21 protein-coding genes are annotated in these 23,209 nt (G+C 65.5%); 9 read left to right on the top strand and 12 right to left on the bottom strand.

The features are described 5' to 3' along the window. The first annotated feature begins 65 nt into the window (after window positions 1-65). On the top strand, window positions 66-2,414 hold the full coding sequence (locus tag DFW101_RS03200; RefSeq protein WP_009180091.1) for a PocR ligand-binding domain-containing protein: 2,349 nt from the start codon (window positions 66-68) through the stop codon (window positions 2,412-2,414). Here DFW101_RS03200 and asnS read toward each other — a convergent pair. After that, window positions 2,374-3,774: an asparagine--tRNA ligase gene (gene asnS / locus DFW101_RS03195; protein ID WP_009180090.1), complete on the bottom strand. Its 1,401-nt coding sequence runs from the start codon at window positions 3,772-3,774 to the stop codon at window positions 2,374-2,376. The two genes, DFW101_RS03200 and asnS, sit on opposite strands and share 41 nt — an antisense overlap. After that, complete coding sequence (locus DFW101_RS03190; RefSeq protein ID WP_009180089.1) at window positions 3,771-4,259, bottom strand: L-2-amino-thiazoline-4-carboxylic acid hydrolase; 489 nt, start codon at window positions 4,257-4,259, stop codon at window positions 3,771-3,773. The genes asnS and DFW101_RS03190 overlap by 4 nt, the downstream gene beginning before the upstream one ends. 712 nt (window positions 4,260-4,971) lie before the next feature. Between DFW101_RS03190 and ftsY the strand changes: the two genes are divergently transcribed. Beyond that, window positions 4,972-6,363 carry a signal recognition particle-docking protein FtsY gene (gene ftsY / locus DFW101_RS03180; RefSeq protein ID WP_083838504.1) on the top strand — a complete coding sequence of 464 codons (1,392 nt, stop codon included), beginning with the start codon at window positions 4,972-4,974 and terminating at the stop codon, window positions 6,361-6,363. Window positions 6,364-6,490: 127 nt separating this feature from the next. Here ftsY and DFW101_RS03175 read toward each other — a convergent pair whose 3' ends face one another. From DFW101_RS03175 to carB, 7 genes are all read right to left on the bottom strand, one after another. After that, entirely contained in the window at window positions 6,491-6,721 is a 231-nt protein-coding gene (locus DFW101_RS03175; RefSeq protein ID WP_043643139.1) for a thioredoxin family protein, read from the bottom strand. 20 nt (window positions 6,722-6,741) lie between these two features. Next, window positions 6,742-7,065, bottom strand: coding sequence for a carboxymuconolactone decarboxylase family protein (locus DFW101_RS03170; protein WP_009180086.1), 324 nt, complete (start codon window positions 7,063-7,065; stop codon window positions 6,742-6,744). 133 nt (window positions 7,066-7,198) lie between these two features. Next, complete coding sequence (locus tag DFW101_RS03165; RefSeq protein ID WP_009180085.1) at window positions 7,199-8,380, bottom strand: putative sulfate/molybdate transporter; 1,182 nt, start codon at window positions 8,378-8,380, stop codon at window positions 7,199-7,201. A gap of 187 nt (window positions 8,381-8,567) precedes the next feature. Then, the gene (locus DFW101_RS03160) at window positions 8,568-8,909 is read right to left on the bottom strand and encodes an ArsR/SmtB family transcription factor (RefSeq protein ID WP_009108222.1); all 342 of its coding nucleotides are present in this window, start codon (window positions 8,907-8,909) and stop codon (window positions 8,568-8,570) included. Between the two features lie 206 nt (window positions 8,910-9,115). Then, on the bottom strand, window positions 9,116-9,475 hold the full coding sequence (locus DFW101_RS03155) for a hypothetical protein (RefSeq protein WP_009180084.1): 360 nt from the start codon (window positions 9,473-9,475) through the stop codon (window positions 9,116-9,118). A gap of 6 nt (window positions 9,476-9,481) precedes the next feature. Further along, entirely contained in the window at window positions 9,482-10,897 is a 1,416-nt protein-coding gene (gene purF / locus DFW101_RS03150; protein WP_009180083.1) for an amidophosphoribosyltransferase, read from the bottom strand. A 16-nt stretch (window positions 10,898-10,913) separates the two neighbouring features. Further along, the gene (gene carB / locus DFW101_RS03145) at window positions 10,914-14,150 is read right to left on the bottom strand and encodes a carbamoyl-phosphate synthase large subunit (protein WP_009180082.1); all 3,237 of its coding nucleotides are present in this window, start codon (window positions 14,148-14,150) and stop codon (window positions 10,914-10,916) included. A 241-nt stretch (window positions 14,151-14,391) separates the two neighbouring features. Here carB and ileS point away from each other — a divergent pair, with 241 nt between their 5' ends. The 7 genes from ileS to DFW101_RS03110 are packed head-to-tail and all read left to right on the top strand — an operon-like array spanning window position 14,392 to window position 20,683. Further along, complete coding sequence (gene ileS / locus DFW101_RS03140) at window positions 14,392-17,217, top strand: isoleucine--tRNA ligase (RefSeq protein ID WP_009180081.1); 2,826 nt, start codon at window positions 14,392-14,394, stop codon at window positions 17,215-17,217. Between the two features lie 5 nt (window positions 17,218-17,222). Beyond that, on the top strand, window positions 17,223-17,714 hold the full coding sequence (gene lspA, locus DFW101_RS03135; protein WP_009180080.1) for a signal peptidase II: 492 nt from the start codon (window positions 17,223-17,225) through the stop codon (window positions 17,712-17,714). A gap of 39 nt (window positions 17,715-17,753) precedes the next feature. Further along, window positions 17,754-17,984, top strand: a complete 231-nt coding sequence (locus tag DFW101_RS03130) for a PLD nuclease N-terminal domain-containing protein (RefSeq protein ID WP_009180079.1) — start codon at window positions 17,754-17,756, stop codon at window positions 17,982-17,984. Then, the gene (gene ybgF, locus DFW101_RS03125) at window positions 17,981-18,934 is read left to right on the top strand and encodes a tol-pal system protein YbgF (RefSeq protein ID WP_009180078.1); all 954 of its coding nucleotides are present in this window, start codon (window positions 17,981-17,983) and stop codon (window positions 18,932-18,934) included. Before DFW101_RS03130 ends, ybgF begins: the two co-directional genes overlap by 4 nt. A gap of 24 nt (window positions 18,935-18,958) precedes the next feature. Continuing rightward, a complete protein-coding gene (locus DFW101_RS03120) occupies window positions 18,959-19,402 on the top strand; it encodes an NIL domain-containing protein (RefSeq protein ID WP_009180077.1) in 444 nt (147 codons plus the stop codon). A gap of 11 nt (window positions 19,403-19,413) precedes the next feature. Continuing rightward, entirely contained in the window at window positions 19,414-19,938 is a 525-nt protein-coding gene (locus tag DFW101_RS03115) for a PilZ domain-containing protein (protein WP_009108212.1), read from the top strand. A 7-nt stretch (window positions 19,939-19,945) separates the two neighbouring features. Continuing rightward, the gene (locus DFW101_RS03110; protein WP_009180076.1) at window positions 19,946-20,683 is read left to right on the top strand and encodes a protein phosphatase CheZ; all 738 of its coding nucleotides are present in this window, start codon (window positions 19,946-19,948) and stop codon (window positions 20,681-20,683) included. 265 nt (window positions 20,684-20,948) lie between these two features. Here DFW101_RS03110 and DFW101_RS03105 read toward each other — a convergent pair whose 3' ends face one another. From DFW101_RS03105 to DFW101_RS03095, 3 genes are read right to left on the bottom strand one after another with little or no spacing between them, the layout of a single operon-like run. Beyond that, window positions 20,949-21,680, bottom strand: a complete 732-nt coding sequence (locus tag DFW101_RS03105; RefSeq protein WP_009180075.1) for an energy-coupling factor ABC transporter ATP-binding protein — start codon at window positions 21,678-21,680, stop codon at window positions 20,949-20,951. Next, the gene (cbiQ, locus tag DFW101_RS03100) at window positions 21,673-22,452 is read right to left on the bottom strand and encodes a cobalt ECF transporter T component CbiQ (RefSeq protein WP_009180074.1); all 780 of its coding nucleotides are present in this window, start codon (window positions 22,450-22,452) and stop codon (window positions 21,673-21,675) included. The genes DFW101_RS03105 and cbiQ overlap by 8 nt, the downstream gene beginning before the upstream one ends. Beyond that, window positions 22,449-23,204 carry a hypothetical protein gene (locus DFW101_RS03095; protein ID WP_009180073.1) on the bottom strand — a complete coding sequence of 252 codons (756 nt, stop codon included), beginning with the start codon at window positions 23,202-23,204 and terminating at the stop codon, window positions 22,449-22,451. Before DFW101_RS03095 ends, cbiQ begins: the two co-directional genes overlap by 4 nt. Window positions 23,205-23,209 lie beyond the last annotated feature (5 nt).

Here is a 23,209-nt window from a genome sequence, read left to right as displayed (position 1 = left end):
TGAAAATAAAGCCGTACCTGGCTTATTTTAGAAGAAATAACATCGAAAAGCCGTTTCGAGGGGCCATGACCATCGATCCGACCGGGGCCAAGGCCCTCCTCCAGAAGGATTGCCCGCGGGAAGCGGGTGCCGGGGAAGCCGACGGCGTCGGGACCGAGGTCCCGGACGACCTCCGCTTCGAAGACATCTTCATATTGGAAGATATCCAAGGCCTCCAGGATGCTTTTGCCGCAGCGGCCAAAGTCGCCTCGCTCATCACCGACCCGGACGGCCGGCCCCTGACCCGGCCGAGCAATTTCACCACCCTTTGCCAGGACATCATCCGCGCCACGGCCAAAGGTCGGGCCGACTGCCTCCATTCGGACCAGAGCCTCGGCAAAGCCTGCTTGGCCGGCCCCTTTATCGGCACCTGCCTGAGCGCCGGCCTGCTGGACGGGGCCACGAGCATCCATTTCGGGGACCGCCATATCGCCAACTGGCTTGTCGGCCAAGTCCTCGACGAAACCATGGATACCGAAGCCATCGTGGCCTACGGCCGGTCCATCGGCGCCGACGAGACAGCCTTTCGCCGGGCTTTGGACCAGGTCCCCCGGATGTCGCGGGAACGGTTCGCCAAGATCTGCCAGGCCCTGGATCGGTTCGCCCGCCATATCTCGGCCCTGGCCCTCGGCAACCACCAGCAGGCCCAGCGGATCCGGGAGCTGCGCCAAACCCGGGACCGCCTGGGAATCCGCGACCGGAATCTGGCCGATATCATCGACTTCCTGCCGGACCCGACCCTTGTTCTCGACGAGGACGGCACGGTCATCTTCTGGAACCGGGCACTCGAAAAGTTGACCGGTGTGGCGGCCGTGGACATGCTCGGCAAGTCGGACTTCGCCTACGGCACGGCTTTTTACGGCAGCCCGACCCCGCTTCTGGTCGATTACGCCCGGGGCGCGGTGTCCCGTCCGGACCCCCGGTATGCCGTGACCGAGATCGGGGCGGACGCCATCATCGCCGAGGTCACCCTGCTCTCCCTGCCCGGCGGCGACCGGCAGGTCTGGGGCAAGGCCGTGGCCCTTCGCGACGGGACGGGCCGGATCATCGGCGGCATCGAGACCATCCGCGACGTGACCGAACGGCACCAGGCCGACACGGCCCTGCGGGAGAGCGAGGAAAAATTCCGACGGATCGTGGAGACCGCCCACGAAGGCGTCCTGGTCCTGGACGGGGACTTCAAGGCGACCTTTGCCAACCGCCGCATGGCCGACATGCTCGGCTATGCGCCGGACGACATGCTCGGCCGGCATTTCGAGGATTTTGTGGCGGACGACCACTTGCCCCTGGCCCGGGAGCGAGAGGCTAGGCTTCGCCAGGGGGAAAGCGGCGTGTTCGAACACCGCCTGAAAACCAGGGAGGGCGGCGGTCTCTGGGCCCTGGTTTCGGCCAGCCCCCTCTACGACGTCTCGGGCGCGTCCCTCGGGGCCTTGGGCATGTTCACGGACATCACCGACCGCAAGCGCATCGAGGAGGAACTGGCCAACCACCGGCACCGGCTCGAAGCCGAGGTGGAGGAGCGGACCCGCGACCTGCGCTTGCAAGCCATGGAGCTGGCCGAAGCCAACATCCGCATGAGCGAGCTCGACCGCCTCAAATCCGCCTTCCTCTCCACGGTCTCCCACGAACTGCGCACGCCTTTGACCTCGATCCTGGGCTTTGCCAAGCTGATCGGGCGGGACTTCACCGAACAGTTCCTGCCCCTGGCCTCGGGCCAGGCCGCGCTGGAAGCCAGGGGCCGGCGCATCGCCGACAACCTGAGCGTGGTTTTTCACGAGGCCGAGCGGCTGACCCGGCTCATCAACGACGTCCTGGACCTCAGCCGCATCGAGTCCGGCAGCATGCACTGGCGCGACCGGCGCATCGCCCCCCTGGACGTGTTGCGCACAGCGGCCCGGAGCATCGCAGGGCTCCTGGCCGCGCGCCCGGAAATCGTCTTCGTCTTCGACGCCACGGAGCAGGTGCCCGACCTTTTCATGGACCCGGACCAGCTGATCCAGGTCGTATCCAACCTGCTCCAGAACGCGGTCAAATTCACCCGAACGGGCGAGGTGCGCATGACCGTGCGGACCGACGGCGAGGCGGTCCAGATCGTGGTCGCCGACTCCGGGATCGGCATTCCGGAGAGCGAACTGGAATCCATCTTCGGCAAGTTCCACCAGGTCGGACGCGGCGACACCCTGAGTGATGCCGCCAAGGGCACGGGCCTGGGCCTTGCCATCTGCGGCCAGATCGTGCGCCACTACGGCGGACGCATCTGGGCCACCTCCCGCCTGGGCCAGGGCAGCGCCTTTCACGTGCGCCTGCCCTGCCTGGCGCAAGAGGAAGGGCCGGCTAGAATTCCAGATGCCGCCAAGTGCGCGGAAACGCCATGACGTCCCGGATGTTGCCGATGCCGGTCACGAGCATGAGCACCCGCTCGAAACCGAGTCCGAACCCGACATGGGGCACCGTGCCGAACCGCCGCGTGTCCAGATACCAGCCGTAGGCCTCCAAGGGCAGGCCCTGTTCCCGGATGCGGGCGGACAACCTGTCCAGACGCTCCTCCCGGGCGCTGCCGCCGATGATCTCGCCAATGCCCGGCACCAGCACGTCCATGGCGGCAACCGTCCGGCCGTCGTCGTTTTGGCGCATGTAAAAGGCCTTGATGTCTTTCGGGTAGTCGTAGACCACCACCGGACGCTTGAAATGCTCCTCGGTCAGGTACCGCTCGTGCTCGCTTTGCAGATCCCGGCCGTCGGCCACCGGATACTCGAAGGTCTTTTTCGCGGCCAGGAGGATCTTGACCGCCTCGGCGTAGGGCAGGCGCACAAACGGCGCGTCGAGCAGGGTGGCCAGGGTCTCCGGCAGCTTGGGGTCCACGTATTTGGCAAAGAGCCCGAAATCCTCGGCGCAGTCCTCCATGGCCACCCGGACCATGTGCTTAAGCAGACCCTCGCCGAGCTCCATGTTGTCTTCGAGATCGGCAAAGGCCATTTCCGGCTCCACCATCCAGAATTCGGCGGCATGGCGGGAGGTGTCGGAATGCTCGGCCCGAAACGTCGGACCAAAGGCGTAGACCCGACCCAGGGCGCAGGCCAGCGGCTCGGCCGTCAACTGACCCGAGACGGTCAGGTAGGCGTCCTTGCCGAAAAAGTCCCTGCTCCCCCGCTCGGCCGGCGGCAGGACGGCTTCGGCGGCCGCCTCGGCGGCCGAAAGAGCTGTGACGCGAAACATCTCCCCCGCCCCTTCGCAGTCCGAGCCGGTGATGATCGGGGTGTGGACCCAGTAAAAGCCGCGCTCGGCGAAAAAGGCGTGCACGGCCTGGCCGAGGGCCGCGCGCAGGCGCAGCATGGCCCCGTACTTGTTGGTGCGGGGGCGCAGGTGGGCGATGGTGCGCAAGAATTCATCGGAGTGGCGCTTTTTCTGGAGCGGATAGGCCTCGGTGTCGGCTCCGCCAAGAAGCGTCAGGGCGGTGGCCTTGACTTCGAACCGCTGCCCCTTGCCGGGCGAGGCGACCAGGGCCCCGGCCACGTCCACGGCCGCTCCCGTGCCGAGATCCTTCACGAGGTCCGCGCCCGCGATCCCCTCTTCCACCAGGACCTGCAGGTTGGACAGGCAGGAGCCGTCGTTTATTTCGAGAAAGGAAAAGCCCTTGGCGTCGCGGCGGGTCCGCACCCAGCCCATGACACGGATTTCCGGACAGGCCCCGGCGCTTTCCAGCGCCGCCTTGACCGTGGTGCGTCGTATGCTCATGCGTCTTCCCAGGTAAAGGTGAAAGGACAGTGGGTGGCGCCCGAGGCAATGGTGGTCGGGCGGTCGAGGTGCAGCTTCGGACTGTAGCCGGCCACGAAGGCCTGGTCGCGCAGGCACGAGATGCGCGTGGCCAGTTCGTCGGGCAATCCCATCTCGCGGTAGGCCTCGGCATAGCAACAGCGGACGACGTCAAAGGACAGGCCGTCGGCCTCTTGCCGCTTGTTGGCGATGGCCAGGGCCCCGCCCTGCTGCCACTGGTCGGCCACGGCCGCGAAGTGTTGCAAGCTCGGGCCCTCCGGCGCGGACGCGGCAAAGGCCTGGCCCGCCTGGCAGGCGGCCCGGGCGACCGTCTCCTCGATCACGGCCAGGGCCGCGTCCCGGCCCAGCCGGCCGACCAGCACGGCGTAGACGTCGGCCAGGAGGGCCGCCTCGATGCGCCGTTTGGCAAGGAACGTCGCCTCCGGCTCCGGCTTTTTCTCGTCCATGTCTGCCTCCTGCGGCCAAGCGGCCGGGATCTCCCGTGAACCCCGCCCTTGTGCCACAAGGGGGCGGCCGACCACAACCGCCCCCCGGACCCGGGAAGGCTCCCGGCAGGCCAAGCCCTTGGCGGTTGCGTCCATGCGTCCTCGCGGCTATACTTTCCTGCCGCGCCGCTCGGCGCGCCAATGCCGCCGCCACCCACTAGCCCAAGACAAGGATGCCGCACCCATGGGTTTTTTTTCCAAGCTGAAAAAATTCTGGAAGGCCGACGAAGCGCCGTCCGAGGCCGCCGAGACCCAAACGCCGCAAGAGGCCGAAACCCCGACTGCCGGGCCGGAGGCGGAAGAGCCCGCCACCGGACCGGCGACAGCGCTCGTCGCCAGTGAAGCGACTGCGCCAGAACCAACCGCCGAGCCGGAAGTCGCGATCGTCGTTACGCCCGCCCCCGAGACTACCCGGCCGGAACCAACGCCGCAACCCGTGGCCGAAGCGCCCGCTGCGGAGTCCGAGCCAGCCATAGCGAAACCGGAGCCCGCCCCGTCGCCTGAGCCGGAGCCCGCCCCCGCGCGGACCGACATCCAGGCCGCCGAGCCCAAGGTCGCGATCGTTGTTACGGCCGCACCCGAGGCCGCCCCGCTGCCCGAGACGCCCGGGGCCCGGCCCGAGCCGACGTCGGCGTCCGTGGCCGATGGCGTCGCGCCTCGGTCCGGACCGGCGATCGAAACGCCGGCCACACCGCCGGCACCCGAACCCGGGCCTGTCCGACCGGAGCCTGAATCCACGCCGGCCTCCACGGCGAGACCCGCCCCGGCGGCCTCGGCCGGCCCGGTCCCTACGCCCCCCTCGCCGGTCGCCCCGGCGGCGCCGGAACCGAAAACCGCGCCGGCGGTGCAGTCGCCGGCTAAGGCCCCCTGGCGAAACGCGCTTACCCTCGAATTGCGGCAGGCCGAACCCCGGCTCTCGATCTGGCTCGACATTCTGCTGGCCGACGTCGAAACGCCGGGGCCCGTCCTCTGGGAGCGGCTGCGCTTTCTCTTCGAGAGCCTGGAGGCCCCGGCCGCCGAGGCCGACGCCTTTGTGGCCAAGTTCGCCGACTGGCTGGCCCTCATGGAATACGACGAGGTCGAACTCTTCCGGTCCGAACTCCAGTACCGGCTCGCCCTGGCCCTGGATCTCGAAGACGAGGAAGACGAGCGAAATCGCCTCTTTCTCAAGTTGTCCGAGGGGCTGGCCAAAACCAAGGAACAGATCGTCAAGCGCATCGACGGGCTGCTTGGCAGCCACGCCGTCATTGACGAGGCCTTCTGGGAAGAGCTCGAGGAGATTCTGCTCATGGCCGACGTCGGTTTCGAGCCGGCGGCCAAGCTCCTGGGCAGCCTGCGCGCCGAGGTGCGCCGACGCGGCACCACCGATCCGGCCGTGTTCAAGGAAATCCTGCGTCATGAACTCTCCGAAATCTTCCGCACCCCCAAGACCATCCGGGCCTTCAATCCGCCGGAAGTGATCATGATGATCGGGGTCAACGGCGTCGGCAAGACCACCACCATTGCCAAGCTGGCCCACCGCGACATCATGCAGGGCAAAAAGGTACTCATCGCCGCCGGCGACACCTTCCGGGCCGCCGCCATCGAGCAGATGCAGATCTGGGCCAAGCGCGTGGGCGCCGGCTTCTACACCAAGGGCGAAGGCTCCGATCCGGCGGCCGTGGCCTTCGAGGCCATGGACCGGGCCCTGGCCGAGGGCGTCGACGTCCTCTACCTCGACACCGCCGGCCGGTTGCACACCAAGGCCAACCTGATGGAAGAGCTCAAAAAAATCCGCCGGGTTCTGGGCAAAAAACACCCCGGGGCCCCCCACCGCTCGGTCCTCGTCCTGGACGCCACCACCGGCCAGAACGCCCTGTCCCAGACCAGGCTCTTCAACGAGGCGGCCGGGGTCGACGAGATCATTCTGACCAAGCTCGACGGCACGGCCAAGGGCGGCGTGGTGGTCGGCATCGCCCTGTCGTTCGGCATCCCCATCACCTACGTCGGACTCGGCGAAAAGATGGAAGACCTGCGCCCCTTTGACGGCCAGGACTTCGCCCAGGCGCTATTGGGCGTGGAATAAAAGAGAAAAGCCTTCGGCGCCCGGGAAGGATGTTCTTCCCGGCGCGGCATGAAGAGTCCGGGGGACCATGCAAAAGGGCGGATGTGCGATCCGCCCTTTTTTCGGAGAGGCGGCGCCTTTGCCGGGGCTAGGCGATCCAGGCCCGGATGTCCTTTTCAGCCGGCAGGCCGCCCGCAGCCTTGATGACCCCGTCAATGACCAGGGCCGGGGTGGTGAAAACGCCCATCATGGCGATTTGCTTGAGATCCGTGACCTTCTCCACCGTGGCGTCGCTGCCTGTTTCGGCCACAACCGCCTTGACCAGCTTTTCCAGTTCGTTGCACTTGGCGCAGCCCGTGCCGAGCACCTGAATGAGCATCATCGAACCCTCCCGGGCTGCTATTTCTTGCAGCCGCAATCGATCCTGCCGGCCATGATGTCGGCCACATCCCCCAGGACGTCGTGGGTCCAGCAATCGTCGGCGCCGGCCGCCTCGCGCATGACCAGGGCCAGGATGTAGGCCAGTTCCTGCAGGCTCGCCCCGGCGTCGAGGGCCCCCTTGAAATGCTTGAGCACGCAGGGCTTGGACCGGGCCTTGACCGAGACCGCGAAGCAGATGAACTGGTAGGTCTTTTCGTCGATGAGCCGCTTCTCGGCGTAGAGCGCGTCCATCTCGTCGAGCTTGGCCGCGAACTCCGGAAACAATTGGGCCAGAAAGCGCATGGGAGCCTCCTTCACTCAACTTTGTTATTTGGTCAAAAAGAAAAATATGCACAACAAGCGTTCCTGGCAAGAAAAGAATGCCGCCATCGGCGCGAGGCCAGATGGCGGCAGGGAGAGGCGGAACGGTTGGCGGCTAGATCCGGATCCACTCCCGGCGCAAGGCGTTGTCCAGGAGGACGCCGACCAGGAAGGCCACGCCCATGTGCCACATGGCAAAGCCGGCCACCACCACCATGACGTAGAAGTCGGACTTCTTCGTGCCGATGTCCCGCACCGTGACGGCAAGCTCGGCCCCGGCCAGAAAAAGGATCACCCCGAGCACGGCCGGGGGAAACATCTTGAAGATGACGGCCACGGACTGGCTGAAAAAAAGCGCGATCACGATGACTATGGTGCCGAGGATGACCAGCGATCCGCCGGTCCGGGCCCCGAACCGGACGTGGCCGGCCATGCCGCCGGCGCCGTGGCACATGGGCACGCCGCCGAAAAACGGGGAAATGAGGTTCATGATCCCCTGGCTGATGCACATGGTCTTTTCGGTGACCGGGCGGTCCGGAAAGAGGTCGTTATTTTCCGCGGCAATGGCCACCACCGCATTCCCCAGCGTCAGCGGAATCTGGGGCAGGGTGAAAAGAAGCGTGCCGGTCACGACGTCGTCCCACTTGATCTGGTGCAGGCCGAATTCCGGCAGGCGAAAGCCGACGTTGATCTGGGCCAGTTCGGTCAGGAGCGCCGGATTGCCGATGGCCGCGGCCACGACGCCAAGGAGCAGGAGCACGAACATGGCCGGGATCTTCGGGTTGGAGAGAAGCACGAAGGTCGTCGTGAGCGCGATGCCGGCCAGGACCGGAGAACCGACCATGCGGTGGATGCCCTCGACCACGAACGTCATGCCGAGCCCGAGCATAATGCCGCGCACCACGGGCTTGGTCGCCAGCTTGGCCACCACGTTGATGGTGCCGGTAAGCCCGATCAGGAGCCAGAAGAGACCCGTGGTCAGGCCCGAGGCGAAAAGGGCGGCCGGCGTGATGCCGCCGGCCACGGCCGCCGCGCCGATGGCCTTCATGGGCTGGATGGGGATCGGGGTCTTGTAAAACAGTCCGGCCGCGATCTTGGACACGCCGAACATGAAAAGGAGCCCCAACGGATCGATGCCGAGGATGGTGATGTAGGCCACCACAAAGGGGATGAGCGTGCCGATGTCGCCGAAGGCGCCGGCCCACTCCATGGCGTCGTACCGGTTTGGGGTCGTTGTCGCGTCAGGTTGGGCCATGGTCGCCGACAGGGACTCTTTCACATCCGCTCCGTCCTGCATGGGTCCACCACCTTGTTGCACGGGTGCCGCCTGCGTCCCGGCCTGCCTGGCCACGGGAAATAGGCTCCCCCTTTTGGTGACACGAATTTTATAAAATTCGTGTGACAGATGCAAGCGGAATGTCCCTGCCCCTCCTCTTCGATTTTTTCCGGCCACGGCCGCCAGGGCCCGGCCCGGGCGGACAGGCCTAGGAACGGGCCTGCTTGCGCAGATCCTCCAGATGGAGGAACTGGTCCTCCAACTGCTGGTCGAAAAAACGCTGCACGCAGCCCAAAAAAGAGGTCACGCAACGCATGCGCAGGGAATAGTAGATGTTGGTGCCCCGCCGGTCGTCCTGGACGAGGCCGGCTTCCCTGAGCACACCCAGGTGCTTGGATACGGTCGACATGTCCGAGCCGACCAGTTCCTGCAATTCGCACACACATTTCTCGCCCTCGCCGAGGGCCTCCACCATGAGGAGACGGCTCGGGTGGCCAAGCGCCTTGAACACCTTGGCGCGACGGTTCACATCAAGGGACGTTTGCTGCATGAGACACCTTGGTTGTTGTAGCGATACCGGCCGGCCCCGAAGACCGCCGGTTCGGGTTCGCGCACTATGCCAGGGCCCGAAGTTCGTGTAAATGCGGCCTCGCCAGTGTCCGGACAAGACGGCGAAAAAGGAAAAGGCGCAACGGGAAAACATCTCCGCCGCGCCTTTGCGATCCTTGTCCCGGCCGTGGCCGGGACCGGAACCGATTATAGAATCGACTGCAAAATTCCCATGGGCGCTCCCGGCGGCAAGGGCAGACGCTTGTCCGGCAGGACCTTGGCGGCGAGAAGGGTCAGCCACTCCCGCGAGGTGGAAAGGCTGGTGAACGTGAGCCAGCCCCGGCCCGTGGAGTCGGTGGTCAGGCCGTAACCCTCGACCGCGACCTTGATCGGTTCGCTTTCCCCCACCGGCAGCACTTCCACGCGGATGGACCGGGCCTTGGTGTCCAGGGCCAGGTCCCGCACCTCGCCATATTCCCGAAGAAACTGCCGGGCCGAGGACAAAAGCAGCTTCGAAAGCGACTTGTCCTTGGCCCCGGCCAGATCGAGATTCAGGGAAAAAGGCATGGCGGCCTACCAGGAAAGGGCCAGGGACGCGTCGTCCAGGCAGGTTTTGAGCCCCTCGGCACAGGGCGGGATGATGTAGTTGCCGTCGAAGCAGGCCATGCAGTACTGAGGCTCGCCGACGTTGCCGCGCACGGCTTCGAGCAGCCCTTCGAGGGACAGGTAATGCAGGGAATCGAGGCCGATGAACCTGGCGATCTCGTCCACGCTCTGGTGGGCGGCGATGAGTTCGCCCTTGGAGGAAAAGTCGATGCCGTAAAAACAGGGGAAGCGGATGGGCGGACAGGAGACGCGCATGTGGATCTCCCGGGCCCCCAGTTCCCGAAGCCGTTTGACCCGGGTCCTTATGGTGGTGCCGCGCACGATGGAATCCTCGACAATGAGGATGCGCTTGCCCTTGATCATGCTCTTGACCGGATTGAGCTTCACCCGGACGCTGAAATCGCGCATGTCCTGGGAGGGCTGGATGAAGGTGCGGCCCACGTAGTGGTTGCGCACCATGCTCATTTCAAAGGGCAGTCCCGAAGCCTGGGAATAGCCGATGGCCGCGTAGAACCCGGAATCCGGAAAAGGCATGACGTAGTCGGCGTCGACCGGGGCCTCGTTGGCCAGGATAGAACCCATCTGCTTGCGCCGCTCGTAGACCACCTCGCCGAAGACTTCCGAGTCGGGCCGGGCGAAGTAGACCAGCTCGAAAATGCACTGGCGGGCGGGCTGGGGGTCGCTTATGCGGTAGGACTGGAGCCGCCGGTCCTGGATGACGAGCATTTCGCCCGGCGCCACCGAACGGATGGCCTCGGCCTCCATGAGGTCGAAGGCGCAGGTCTCGGAGGCCAGGACGTAGGCATCGCCAAGCCGGCCGAGCATGAGCGGCCGGATGCCGTGGGGGTCGCGCACGGCAATGATCTTGTCGTTGGCTAAAAGCAGGATGGAATAGGCGCCCTTGACCTTGTTGCAGGCCTTGATCACCGCCTCTTCCAGGGAGTTGCCGTTCAGGTATTTGGCGATGAGATGGACGAATACCTCGGAATCGATGGTGGTCTGGAAGATGGAGCCCGTGGCTTCCAACTCCTCGCGCAGCTCCATGGTGTTGACCAGGTTGCCGTTGTGGGCGATGGCCATGTGGTAGTCGCCGAAACGGACGAGAAACGGCTGGCAGTTGCGAAGGAGCGAGGCCCCGGTGGTGGAATAGCGGATGTGCCCCACCGCCACCGTGCCCTTGAGCTCCTTGCCGAGATGGCGTTCGCTAAAGACATCCGCCACCAGGCCCATGCCCCGCTGTTCGCGGATGCGCGTGCCGTCCCAGGTGACGATGCCGGCCGACTCCTGCCCACGGTGCTGCAGGGCGTAGAGGCCGAAGTAGGCCATGCGCGCGGCCTCGGGATGGCCGTAAATGCCGAAAAGTCCGCAGTATTCCTTTTTCATGGTGCGCCGTGCGGGGCTAGTTGGCCCCGTAATACTCCTGCAAGCTTTTGACGGTCAGGCCCTTGCCCCCCATCTCCCGGATGGCCTGGGCCATGGCTTTGGCGCCGGCCGCGGTGGTCGTGTAGGGGATGCCGTATAAAAGGGCCGTCTGGCGAAGGGCCATGGAATCGCGCACCGTGCGCTTGTCCCCGACGAGGTTGATGACCAGGTCGATCTCCCGGTTCTTCATGTGGTCGACCACATGGGGCCGGCCTTCAAAGACCTTCATGACCGTGGTCACGGCAATGCCCTTCCCTTCGAGATAGGCGGCCGTGCCCTTGGTGGCCATGATCCGGAACCCGACTTCGCTGAGAATTTGGGCAGCCGGCAGAACATCGTCCTTGGCCCCGTCGGCCACAGATATAAACACGGTTCCGGAAAGGGGAAGGTTCTGTCCGGCCCCGAGCTGGCTTTTCATGAAGGCCAGGCCCACCGACGCGTCGATGCCCATGACCTCGCCCGTGGACCGCATCTCCGGTCCAAGAAGCACATCCACGCCCGGGAAGCGGTTGAACGGGAAGACCGATTCCTTGACCGCGTAGTAGCCGCTCTTGCGCTCGGCCCAGGGATTCAGGTCCTTGAGCTTCTTGCCCATGATCACGTTGGTCGCGAGCTTGGCCAGGGGCACGCCCGTGGCCTTGGACACGAAGGGCGAGGTTCGGGAGGCCCGGGGGTTGACTTCGAGGATGTAGATGTCGCCGTCTTTGACCGCGAACTGGATGTTCATGAGGCCGATGACGCCGAGTTCCTCGGCCAGGGCCACGGTCTGGCGCTCGATTTCCCGGATCAGCTCCGGGGAGAGGCTGTGGGGCGGCAGCACGCAGGCCGAATCGCCGGAGTGGATGCCGGCTTCCTCGATGTGCTCCATGACGCCGGCCACGTAGGTGTCCGTGCCGTCGGACACGGCGTCCACGTCCACCTCGATGGCGTTGACCAGGAACTTGTCGACCAGGATCGGGTGCTTGCCCGAGGCGACCACGGCATACTTAAAGTAGTTCTCGAGGTCCTTGCGGTCGTAGACGATCTCCATGGCCCGGCCACCCAGGACATAGGACGGGCGGACCACCACGGGGTAGCCGATCTTGTCCGCGATCTCGCAGGCTTCTTCCACGGCAAAGGCCGTGCCGTTGGCCGGCTGGCGCAGGCCGAGCTTGTGGAGCATGGCCTGGAACCGTTCCCGATCCTCGGCCCGGTCGATGCTGTCCGGCGAGGTGCCGAGGATGCGGACCCCGGCCTTTAGAAGCGGCACGGCCAGGTTCAGCGGCGTCTGGCCGCCGAACTGGACGATGACGCCTTCGGGCTTCTCGGACTCCAGGATATTGAGCACGTCCTCGAAGGTCAGGGGCTCGAAATAGAGGCGGTCCGACGTGTCGTAATCCGTGGACACGGTCTCGGGATTGGAGTTGACCATGATCGACTCCACGCCCATCTCGCGCAGGGCGTAGGAGGCGTGGCAGCAGCAGTAGTCGAACTCGATGCCCTGGCCGATGCGGTTGGGACCGCCGCCGAGGATCACCACCTTGCGGGCGGGCTTGGGAGCCACTTCCCGGCCGGTCTCGTAGGTCGAATAGTAATACGGGGTGTAGGCCTCGAACTCGCCGGCGCAGGTATCAACCAGATAGTAGGTGGGGTTGATGCCCATGTCCTGGCGCAGCTTCCGGGCGTCCAGGTGCGACGGCAGACGAAAGAGGGCCGCGATCTGAGGGTCGGAAAAGCCGTTTTTCTTGGCCGCGATCAAAAGCTCCCGGCATTTGGCATTGCCCGCCGCCACCTGTTCTTTGGGGAAGGCGGCAAGCTCGGTTTCCATGTCCACGATCTCTTTGATCTGGCGCAGGAACCAGGGATCGACCCAGGTGGCGTCGAAGAGTTCCTCGAGGCTGACACCGCAGCGCATGGCTTGGCGGATCTGGAACAGCCGCTTGGAATTGGGCTTGCGCATGTCGGCCAGAAGCTGCTCCCGGTCCGGGTCGCAGGCCTCGGTGTCCGGGCCAAGGCCGGAAACGCCGATCTCAAGCGAACGCAGTCCCTTTTGCAGGGCTTCCTTGAAATTGCGGCCAATGCTCATGGCCTCGCCCACGCTCTTCATGGCCGTGGTCAGGTAGTCCTCGGAGCCCGGGAATTTCTCGAAGGTGAAGCGCGGGATCTTGACCACGCAGTAGTCGATGGTCGGCTCGAAGGAGGCCATGGTTTCGCGGGTGATGTCGTTTGGGATCTCGTCGAGCGTATAGCCGACCGCCAGCTTGGCCGCGATCTTGGCGATGGGAAAGCCGGTGGCCTTGGAGGCCAGCGCCGAGGACCGCGACACGCGCGGGTTCATCTCGATGATCACCATCTCGCCGTCGGCCGGATTGACCGCGAACTGGACGTTGGAGCCGCCGGTTTCCACGCCGATCTCGCGCATGATGGCAATGGAGGCGTTTCGCATCTTCTGGTATTCGTCGTCGGTCAGCGTCTGGATCGGGGCGACCGTGGCCGAGTCGCCGGTGTGCACACCCATGGGATCGATGTTTTCGATCGAGCAGATGATGACACAGTTGTCCGCCCGGTCGCGCATGACCTCGAGCTCGAATTCCTTCCAGCCGAGGACCGACTGTTCGAGCATGATCTCGCTTTTCATGCTGGCGGCCAGGCCCACGGAGCTGATCTTTTCCAGATCCTCCATGTTGTAGGCCACGCCGCCGCCCGTGCCGCCGAGCGTGAAGGCCGGGCGCACGATGATGGGGAAGGCGATCTTCCTGCCCCACTCCCGGACATCGTCCATGGTGTGGCAGATGCCGCTTTTGGGGACCTTGAGCCCGATGTTCTCCATGGCCTTGCGAAACAGGTCACGGGACTCGGCCTTTTTGATGACGTCGAGCGACGCGCCGATAAGTTCCACCCCGTGTGCGGCCAGAACGCCGGACTCGGCCAGGGCGACCGCCGTATTGAGGCCGGTCTGGCCGCCAAGGGTCGGCAGGATGGCGTCCGGCTTTTCCCGGGCGATGATACGGGCGACGGTGCCCGGCTCGATGGGTTCGATGTAGGTGCGATCGGCCAGACCGGGGTCGGTCATGATGGTGGCGGGGTTGGAATTGACCAGGACCACCTCGTACCCCTCTTCCTTGAGGGCCTTGGCCGCCTGTGAGCCGGAGTAGTCGAACTCGCAGGCCTGTCCGATGACAATGGGCCCCGAGCCGATGATCATGATTTTCTTGATGTCCGTCCGTTTGGGCATGGGCGTAGGTATTTTTTTTAGAGGGTGGAACGACAAAAGCGGAACCGCCAAGGGATATGCCACTTCGGGCTTATGGGCAAGGGGTTTGCCGCAAGCCGCCCTCCTGGCCGACGGGAGGGCGGCCGCCGGGACGTCGCCACATCGCCTCCCTCCCCGATTCCTTGACTTCCGGACCGCCTTGTTTCAAACAGGCGGTTTCTCCGGCGTCGCGAGGACCCCGGGACAAGCGCAAGGACCCATCATGAGCAGCGATTACAAAAAGACCCTGAAGCTCCCCCAGACCTCCTTTCCCATGAAGGCCAATCTCAAGGAAAAGGAACCCGAGACACTCAAATTCTGGGCCGAAAACGACGTCTACCGTCGCATGCTGGCCGACCGGGAGTCGGCCCCCCGCTACGTGCTCCACGACGGCCCGCCCTACGCCAACGGCCACCTGCACATGGGCCACGCGCTCAACAAAATTCTCAAAGATATCATCGTCAAGTCCCGCCACCTCGCCGGCAACCAGGCTCCCTACGTGCCCGGCTGGGACTGCCACGGCCTGCCCATCGAACACAAGGTGTCCCAGGAGCTCAAGGCCAAGGGCAAGGAGAACCTGCCGGCCGTGACCGTCCGGCGCCTGTGCCGGGACTATGCCACCAAGTTCGTCGATATCCAGCGCAAGGAATTCAAGCGCCTTGGCGTTTTTGGCGACTGGGACGATCCCTACCTCACCATGCGCCCCTCCTACGAGGCGGCCACCGCCCTGGCTCTGTGCGATTTCGTGGAGCGCGGCTCGGTCTACCGGGGCAAGAAACCCATCCACTGGTGTCTGTCCTGCAAGACCGCCCTGGCCGAGGCCGAGGTGGAATACGCCGACGAAACCTCCCCGTCGGTCTTCGTGCGCTTCCCCCTGCCCGACCCGAAGCTCAAAGACATCTTCCCCATGGCCGATCCGGTCCGGGCCTATGCCGCCATCTGGACCACCACGCCCTGGACGCTCCCGGACAACATGGCCGTGGCGCTGCACCCCGAGTTCGACTACGCCCTCGTTTCCGCCGGCGGCAGCCAGTACGTCCTGGCCCGGGAACTACTGGAGTCCGTGCGCGAGCTCTTCGGCTGGCAGGACGCGGCAATCCTGGCCGAGGCCAAGGGCGCGGCCCTGGAGGGGCTTGTCGCCCGCCATCCCTTTTACGACCGCCCCTCGCCCATGGTCGTGGCCGACTACGTGACCCTCGACGCCGGCACGGGGCTGGTCCACACCGCCCCGGGCCATGGCCGCGAGGACTACGAGACCGGTCTTCGCTACGAACTGGAGGTCCTCTCGCCGCTCGACGACTCCGGCCGGTTCCTCGACGTGGTTCCCTATTTCGCGGGACTTACCGTGTGGGAGGCCAACCCCAAGGTCATCGAAAAGCTGGAGGAGACCGGCACCCTTCTGGCCAGACGCAAGATCAAGCACTCCTATCCCCACTGCTGGCGGTGCAAGGAGCCGGTCATCTTCCGGGCCACCACCCAGTGGTTCATTTCCATGGAAGCCGGCAATCTGCGCGGCAAGGCCCTTGACGCCATTGAAAACGGCGTGGAGTGGATTCCGGCCTGGGGCAAGGAACGCATCCACAATATGATCGCCGGCCGGCCGGACTGGTGCATCTCGCGCCAACGGACCTGGGGCGTACCGATCCTGGCCCTTCTCTGCGAATCCTGCGACACGGCCTACAACGACGCCGCCTGGATGCGCTCGGTCGCCTCGAAATTCGCGGACCACGAGCGCGGCTGCGACTGGTGGTTCGAGTCGGATCTGGCCGAGCTCGTGCCCGCGGGGCTTACCTGCCCGCAGTGCGGCGGCACGCATTTTCGCAAGGAAACCGATATCCTGGACGTCTGGTTCGACTCGGGCACGAGCTTTGCGGCCGTGCTCGAAAAGCGTCCGGAGCTCAAGTTCCCGGCCGATCTGTACCTCGAGGGTTCGGACCAGCACCGGGGCTGGTTTCACAGCTCGCTGCTCGCCGCCCTGGGCACGCGCGGCGTCGCCCCCTACCGCCAGGTCCTGACCCACGGCTACGTGGTCGACGGGGACGGGCGCAAGATGTCGAAGTCGCTTGGCAACGGCATGGAGCCCCAGGAGATCATCGACAAGCACGGGGCGGAGATCCTGCGCCTGTGGACCTCCGCCGTGGACTACCGCGACGACATCCGCATCTCGGACGAGATCCTGGCCCGGCTGGTCGAGGCCTACCGCCGCATCCGCAACACCTGCCGGTTCATCCTGGGGAACCTCTCGGACTTCGATCCGGCGGCAAACGACGTGGCTCCGGCGGACATGCTGCCCCTTGACCGGTATGCGCTCGACACCGCGACCCGGGAACACGGGCGCATGGCCGAGGCCTACCAGGCCTACGAATTCCACAAGGTCTTCCACGGCCTCCACAACCTGTGCGTCACGGATTTGTCGGCCTTTTACCTCGATATCCTCAAAGACCGGCTCTATGTTTCGGCCACCGACAGCCTGGAGCGCCGGTCGGCCCAATCGGCCCTGTGGCGTATCCTGCTCCTGCTCCTGCGCGACATGGCGCCGATCCTGTCGTTTACGGCCGAAGAGGTCTTCCGCCACACCCCGGCCAGCCAGCGTGGCAGCGGCAGCACGGTCTTCTCCCTGCCGGACGCCGACCAGACCGACTGGCGTCTGGACGCCGCCACCCGGGAAAAGCTCGACCTCGTGGCCGCCCTTCGCGGCGAGGCGACCCGGGCCATCGAGCCCTGGCGCAAGGCCGGCCAGGTGGGCCATTCCCTGGAAACGGCGCTGGTCCTCTATCTGCCCGAGGCGGTCCTTGCGGCCGTGTCCTCCCTCGGCATGGACCTGCGCGAGGTGTTCATCGTCTCCAAGGTGACGTTGGCTCCGGCCGATGCGGCTCCGGCCGACGCCGTTGCCTGCGAGGGGATCGCCGGCGCGGCCATCGGCGTGGCCAAGGCCCCGGGCGCAAAGTGCGGCCGGTGCTGGAACTACAGCGAGGAAATGGGCCAGATGCCCGAATATCCGGACCTGTGCCCGCGCTGCGCCGCGGTCATGGCGACCGAGGCCAGGTGACGCCTATGCGTGCAAGCTACAAACTCGCCGGGCCCATCGCCCTCGGCCTGGTCCTTCTGGACCAGGCCACCAAGCTCTGGATCCAGAACCACATGGTCCTTTACACGACCCGCCCGGTCATCCCGGACTTTTTCAACATCGTCTACGTGCTGAACCGCGGCGCGGCCTTCGGTTTTTTAAACCGCTCGGACATCGCCTGGCAGACCTATTTCTTCTTTGCGGCCACGGCCCTCGCCGTCATGATCATCGTCCACCTCCTGCGCATGGCCCGGGACGACGACAAGCTCCTCGTCATGGGACTCGGTTCCATCCTCGGCGGAGCCATCGGCAACCTGATCGACCGCATCAAGACCGGCCAGGTCGTGGATTTTCTGGACTTCTACTGGAAAAGCTACCACTGGCCGGCCTTCAACGTGGCCGACATCGCCATTTTCCTCGGCTCCCTGGCCCTGCTCGTGGCTTTTTACCGCATGCGCCGTCCCGCCTCCGGCCGATAAAAACCGGCCCAAGGCTTTGACCGCTCAACGAGGCCCCCTATGATCCTGCCCGATCTGCCCTCCATGGCCCCCGGCCAGCTGGCCCTTTTGATCACGCTTTTAGTGTTGGCGATCCTTCCCAATTACATCGCGATATGGCAAAGTTTCCACCGCGAGTTTCCGACACCCCTGGAAAGGATGTTCTGGTTTCTCCTGGCCATCTTCGTCCCACTGCTGGGAGGAATCGCGTATCTCATCTGGGGACGCAAACGAGGTCGCAAGACATCATGAAGACCCGTCCGACAAAAAATCCGATCCTGGCCGCCGCCCTGGTCGCCGTCGTGCTCGGCGGCTGCGCTCCGGCCAAACGTTCCGACGTTCCGGCGCCGCTCAATACTCCGGCCGACATGTGGGCCGAACTCGAAAACACCAAGGGCGAAGTCCGGCGCCTGAACGCCAAGGTCGAGGAACTGACCTTGCAAGTGCAGGCCAACCAGAAAGATCCTGAAATGGCCGGGCGGGTCGCCCGCCTGGAAGGCAACGTCAATCGCCTGGCTTCCCAGTTGGCCATCGACGTGGGCGGCGGCGGTGCCGCGCCCCAGGCCGATGGCGGCGCCATGACCGCCGCGCCCCAGCCGCAGGCCGGCTACGCCCAACAGCAGCCGGGCTACGGGCAGCCGCAGCCCGGGTATGCCCAGCCCCAGGCCGGTTACGGTCAGGGCCCGGCCGCCACGGCGGGGAGCGCGGGCACGGACGACGAGGACGTGCAGATCCCGCCCTACCGTCCCCAGGGAGGCTACGCCGCGCCGGTCCAGCCGGCGCCTGCGCCCCAGGCCCCGGCCGCTGCCGCGCCGCCGGCGGCCGAGCCGCAAAACCCGGCCGACGCCGTGTACGCCAAGGGGCTCGCCAGCTTCAACGCCAAGCAGTACCAGCAGGCGCTCGGCATCTTTCAGGAATTCGCCCGCAATTTCAAAACGAGCCCGCTTATGCCGAACGCGCTCTTCTGGACCGGCGAATGCTACTTCCAGCTCGGGGATTTCGCCAACGCCGCCCTGTCCTACCAGGAGGTCGTGGAAAAATACCCCAAGAGCGCCAAGCACGCCGACGCGCTCTTCAAGCGGGGTGTGGCCTTCCAGAAGCTCGGCAACGCCGGGGCGGCCAAATTGTCGTTTAAGGAAGTGATTGACAAATATCCGGATTCCGCCTTCGCCGCCCGGGCCAAAACCATGATGCCCAAGTAGCGCCGGCAGGGAGCGACCGTTTTCATGGAAACGCCTCACGACAAGAAACTGCGGAAGGTCGTCTATCTGACCTTCCCGCCCGAGTCCTCGAACAAGCCCGTGGTCTGCGACCTGGCCCGGGTCTACGGCCTTGGCTTCAGCATCCTGAAGGCCCAGATCACCCCGCGCCACGAAGGCCAGATGACCATGGAGATCACGGGCGATGCCGCATCCTACGACGCGGGCATGGCCTACCTGAAGGAACAGGGCATCGGCGTGGCCCCGGCGGCCCAGCGCATCTCCCGGGACGAGGCGGGGTGCATCCACTGCGGCATGTGCACGGCCCTTTGCCCGACACGGGCCCTGGCCCTCAATATCGGCACACGGCTGGTGGAATTCGACGACGAAGCCTGCTCGGCCTGCGGCATGTGCACCAAGGTCTGCCCCGTTGCGGCCATGGAGATCCTGCTCGAAAACGGCGCCATGTAGCGAGGATCCCGGTGGAAGAAAAACGCACCTTCATGCGCATTCCCACGCGCCTCACCGGGCACCTGCGGCTGCTGCCGGGCCCGGACGACATGCCGGTCTTCCGGGAGACGCCACTGCTTGGCTCCGGCAACTGCCCGCTCGATCCGCGCGAGGCCGGCATGAGCGAAAGCCTCTATACCATCCTCTGCTCGATCAACTCCAAGCTCGACATGCTGCTCTCCATGCAGAGCCGGGACCAGCTCGAAACCGATTTCCCGGTGCCCATGACCATCATCGAGATCAGCGGCGCGGGCGTGCGGTTTTCCACACCGGAGCCAATGGCCCTGGACCAGTATGTGGAAGCCGTCGTCGTGCTGTCGCGGTTTCCCCTGCGCATGGCCGGGGCCGTGGGCCGGATCGTCCGCCAGGACACCGTTGACGAACAGCCTGTCTATGCCCTTGATTTCACGCGTATTCGGGAACGGGATCTGGAAAGCATCGTGCAATTCGTCTTCCAAAGCCAGCGCGACGATCTGCGCGGCAAAAAATGGGACTGAAAGCCGTATGGTCAATGACGAAGAACTGATCGAGCGGATGCTTGAGAAGATCCTGCACGAAGTGGTCCCGGACCTGCGGGAAAGCATCAGCGCCACCATCGAGCGGGAGGTGGCCAAGACCCTGTCCCGGGCCCTCCTCGAAAGCGAATTCCACCAGCGCCTGAACCAGGAGATGCGCCAGGGCCTGCAGGACATCTATAAAGAGATCAACCAGGCCGCCAAGACCGAAGGCGAGGTCCAGCACCAGGACGACCGGCAGCAGGCCGACCAGCTCTTCCAGGAGGCGGCCCAGCAGCTCGACAAGATCCTGCAGACCACGGAAACGGCCACCACCGAGATCATGGACATCGTGGAGAAGCACATGGACCTGCAAGCCGCCGCGTCCGGCATCCTGGCCGGCCTGGACGGCGGCCCGGCCGCACCCGGAGACGTGGCCAGCCTGCGGGCCGGCAACGCGGCCCTGGGCGAAGACCTCATGCGCATCATGACCACCCTGAGCTTCCAGGACCTGACTGGCCAGCGGATCAAACGGATCATCGAGGCCATCAAGAAGGTCGAACAGATCGTCCTTGACCTCTACCTGTCCACCGGACTCCAGATCAAGGCCCGGGCCGAGGCTCCGGACAAGGCCATCGCCGAACTCGAAGCCGAAGCCCGGCGAAAGGTGTCGGAACTCAAAGGCCCGCAGACCAAGGTCGGCCAAGGCGACGTGGACGACCTCCTCGCCCAGCTCGGCCTGGACTAACTAGGGCAAGAAGACCGGGGCTCTGCCCCGGACCCCGCCGGGGGGGAATGATTCCCCCGGCCCCCCTCGCCTTGGCTACAGGGTGGGGGCCTTTCTACCGAAATTTGTCGTCGATATTGAAAAAGCCGGAATTCGTCTGACGCGGGTTCCGGCTTTCGTCGTCCAAGCAAGCGATGGCGTCCGACCCTTCACGGGTTTCCAAAGGGCAGCGCCCTTTGGTCGCCGAAGGCTTCCCCGCAACGTCCCGACTCCTCCCAACTCCCTCTCAGCCGCCGTGGTGATGGTGGTGGTGGTCGCCGAGGGGATGGCCGTGGACGTGGCGGTGGAGGATGAAATCCGGATCGTGGGCCAGCCGGCCGTGTTCGATGCTGTAATAGGTCCCGGTCACCTGGGCCAGGAAATCCCAGTCGTGGGAGATGACGATCAGCGGCTTGCCGAGCCGGCCGAGGATGGCCACGATCCGCTCCCGGGTTTCCGGGTCCAGGCCGTTGGTCGGTTCGTCGAGGAACAGGGCTTCCGGCTCCATGGCCAGGACCCCGGCCAGGGATACGAGCTTTTTCTCGCCGCCGGACAGCCGATGGGCCAGCCGTTCGCCGAAATCGGCCAGCCCGAGAAGGTCCAGCGTCCGTTCGGCCACGGCCCGGGCCTCCCTGGGCGGCAGGCCGCAGTTGAGCGGCCCGAAAGCCACATCGTCAAGGACCGTGGGATAGATGATCTGGTCGTCGGCGTTCTGGAGCAACAGCCCGATGCCCCGCCTGACCTCCCGGAACTCCTTTTCCGTGGCCACGCGCCGCCCCTTGTACCGGACCTCGCCGGCATCCGGCCGGACAAGTCCCATCATCACGTGCAAAAGCGTGGTCTTGCCCGAGCCGTTTGGCCCGAAAAGCCCGATCCGCTCCCCTGGGCCAAAAATGAAATCGACATCGGTCAGCACCGGCCGGGCCGCCCCCGGATAGGTGTACGATACGCCCGAAAGCGTCAGAAGCGGCTCAGCCATGTCCCCTCCCTGAAAGAAAAAAATCGAGACTCCCCGCGCCTGCGGCCACGGCCAGGGCCAGGGCGAGAAAAATCGCGTCTCCCCGGCCGGACTTGAACCGGTCGAGGCTCGGAAAAACGCCGGCGAACCCGCGCAGGAGCATGGACTGGTAGACCCGCTGGGACCGGTCGTAACTGCGCACCAGGACCATGGCCACCAGGGCGGCGTAGGTCCGGTAGGTCCGGCCGTCGGTGGCCGGCACAAAGCCGCGAAGTCGGGCCGCCGTGGCCAGACGGGCGTATTCCTCGGCAATGACATGGAGATAGCGGTAGGTGAAAAGAAAGAGGAACGAGAACTTGGCCGGCACGCCAAGGGCGGTCATGGCCCGGCCCAGGGCCGGGACCGGGATGGTGGCGAGCAGGGGCACGAGGCAGAAAAAGACGGCGTTGGTTTTGAGGGTAATGAGCGTGGCCAGATGCACGCCCTCCCGGGTCAATGCGAGGCCGCCCGGCCCCGGGAGCGTCCAGGCCGGCGCGCCCGGGGTGGTCAGCGGCAGGATCACCCACAAAAACGCCACGAAAAAATTGACCGCACAAAATCGCTTCCACACCACGACGGCCGGGGGGCGGGCCGCGGCCGTGAGCACCAGGCCCACGGCCAGGACCACAAGCGGCGCGGCCGGGGTGACGGCAAGGACGGCGGCCAGGGACAGCCCCAGGCAGGCTACGAGCCTGTGGCGCGGATCCAGGGCGTGGATGCGGGAAGCTCCCTGGGTGAGCGGTTCGTCGATCATGCGCCCGGGCCGGCCTTGCGGCTTCTGGCGTAGGCGAGCAGGCCGGCCAGCCCCACCAGGTAGCCGATGCCACCGGCGATTTCCGTCAGGCCCGGCCCCTTCTCCTGCTGGTCCAGAAGCATCTTACGGATGGGGGCGATTTTTTTCTCCACCGCCGCCTCCACCACGGCCTGCAAGGCGACCGGATCCATGGGCACAGCCGCGGCCGCCGGGACGGAGGCCGGTCCGGGCGCAATCGCCGGGACCCCGCCGGACGGGACGGCGGACCCGGCCGGGGATGGCGCGGCCGTTGCCACCGGCACGGCGGGCTGGGCGGGCAGCGGTCCGGAGGCAGGGGCCTCCGTGGACGCCGGAGGCGCCGTGGGCTGGAGGGGCAGCGCCGAGGCCCCAGGCGTGGCCGTCAGATATTCCTCGGCCTTGACCATCCAGTCGTTTTGATGGCCCTCCCCGGCCCGCAGGAGGATCTGGAGATCCGCGTGCCGTGCCCGGGCCGCCGGCGGGACCGGGAAGCTGAAATTGCCTTTGTCGTCGGTCTTGCCGGTCAGGAAAACCTCTTTGGTGGCCGGATCGGCCACTTCGATGTCCCCGAACCGGACCCGGTCCGACCGGCTGTAACCGCACTCGACATGGACGGTGTCGCCCTCGACGTAGGCGAAGACGTTGACGCGGTGGGCACGAGCCCCGGCCGGCAGCAGCAAAAGGATCGCGGCCGCAACCAGCAAGGCCGGGCCGTCAAACTGCGTCAGGCGCATGAAAA

Origin of the sequence: Solidesulfovibrio carbinoliphilus subsp. oakridgensis (assembly GCF_000177215.2) — a bacterium.
Lineage (GTDB): Bacteria > Desulfobacterota > Desulfovibrionia > Desulfovibrionales > Desulfovibrionaceae > Solidesulfovibrio > Solidesulfovibrio carbinoliphilus.
This window is presented reverse-complemented; position numbering and strand designations above follow the sequence as displayed.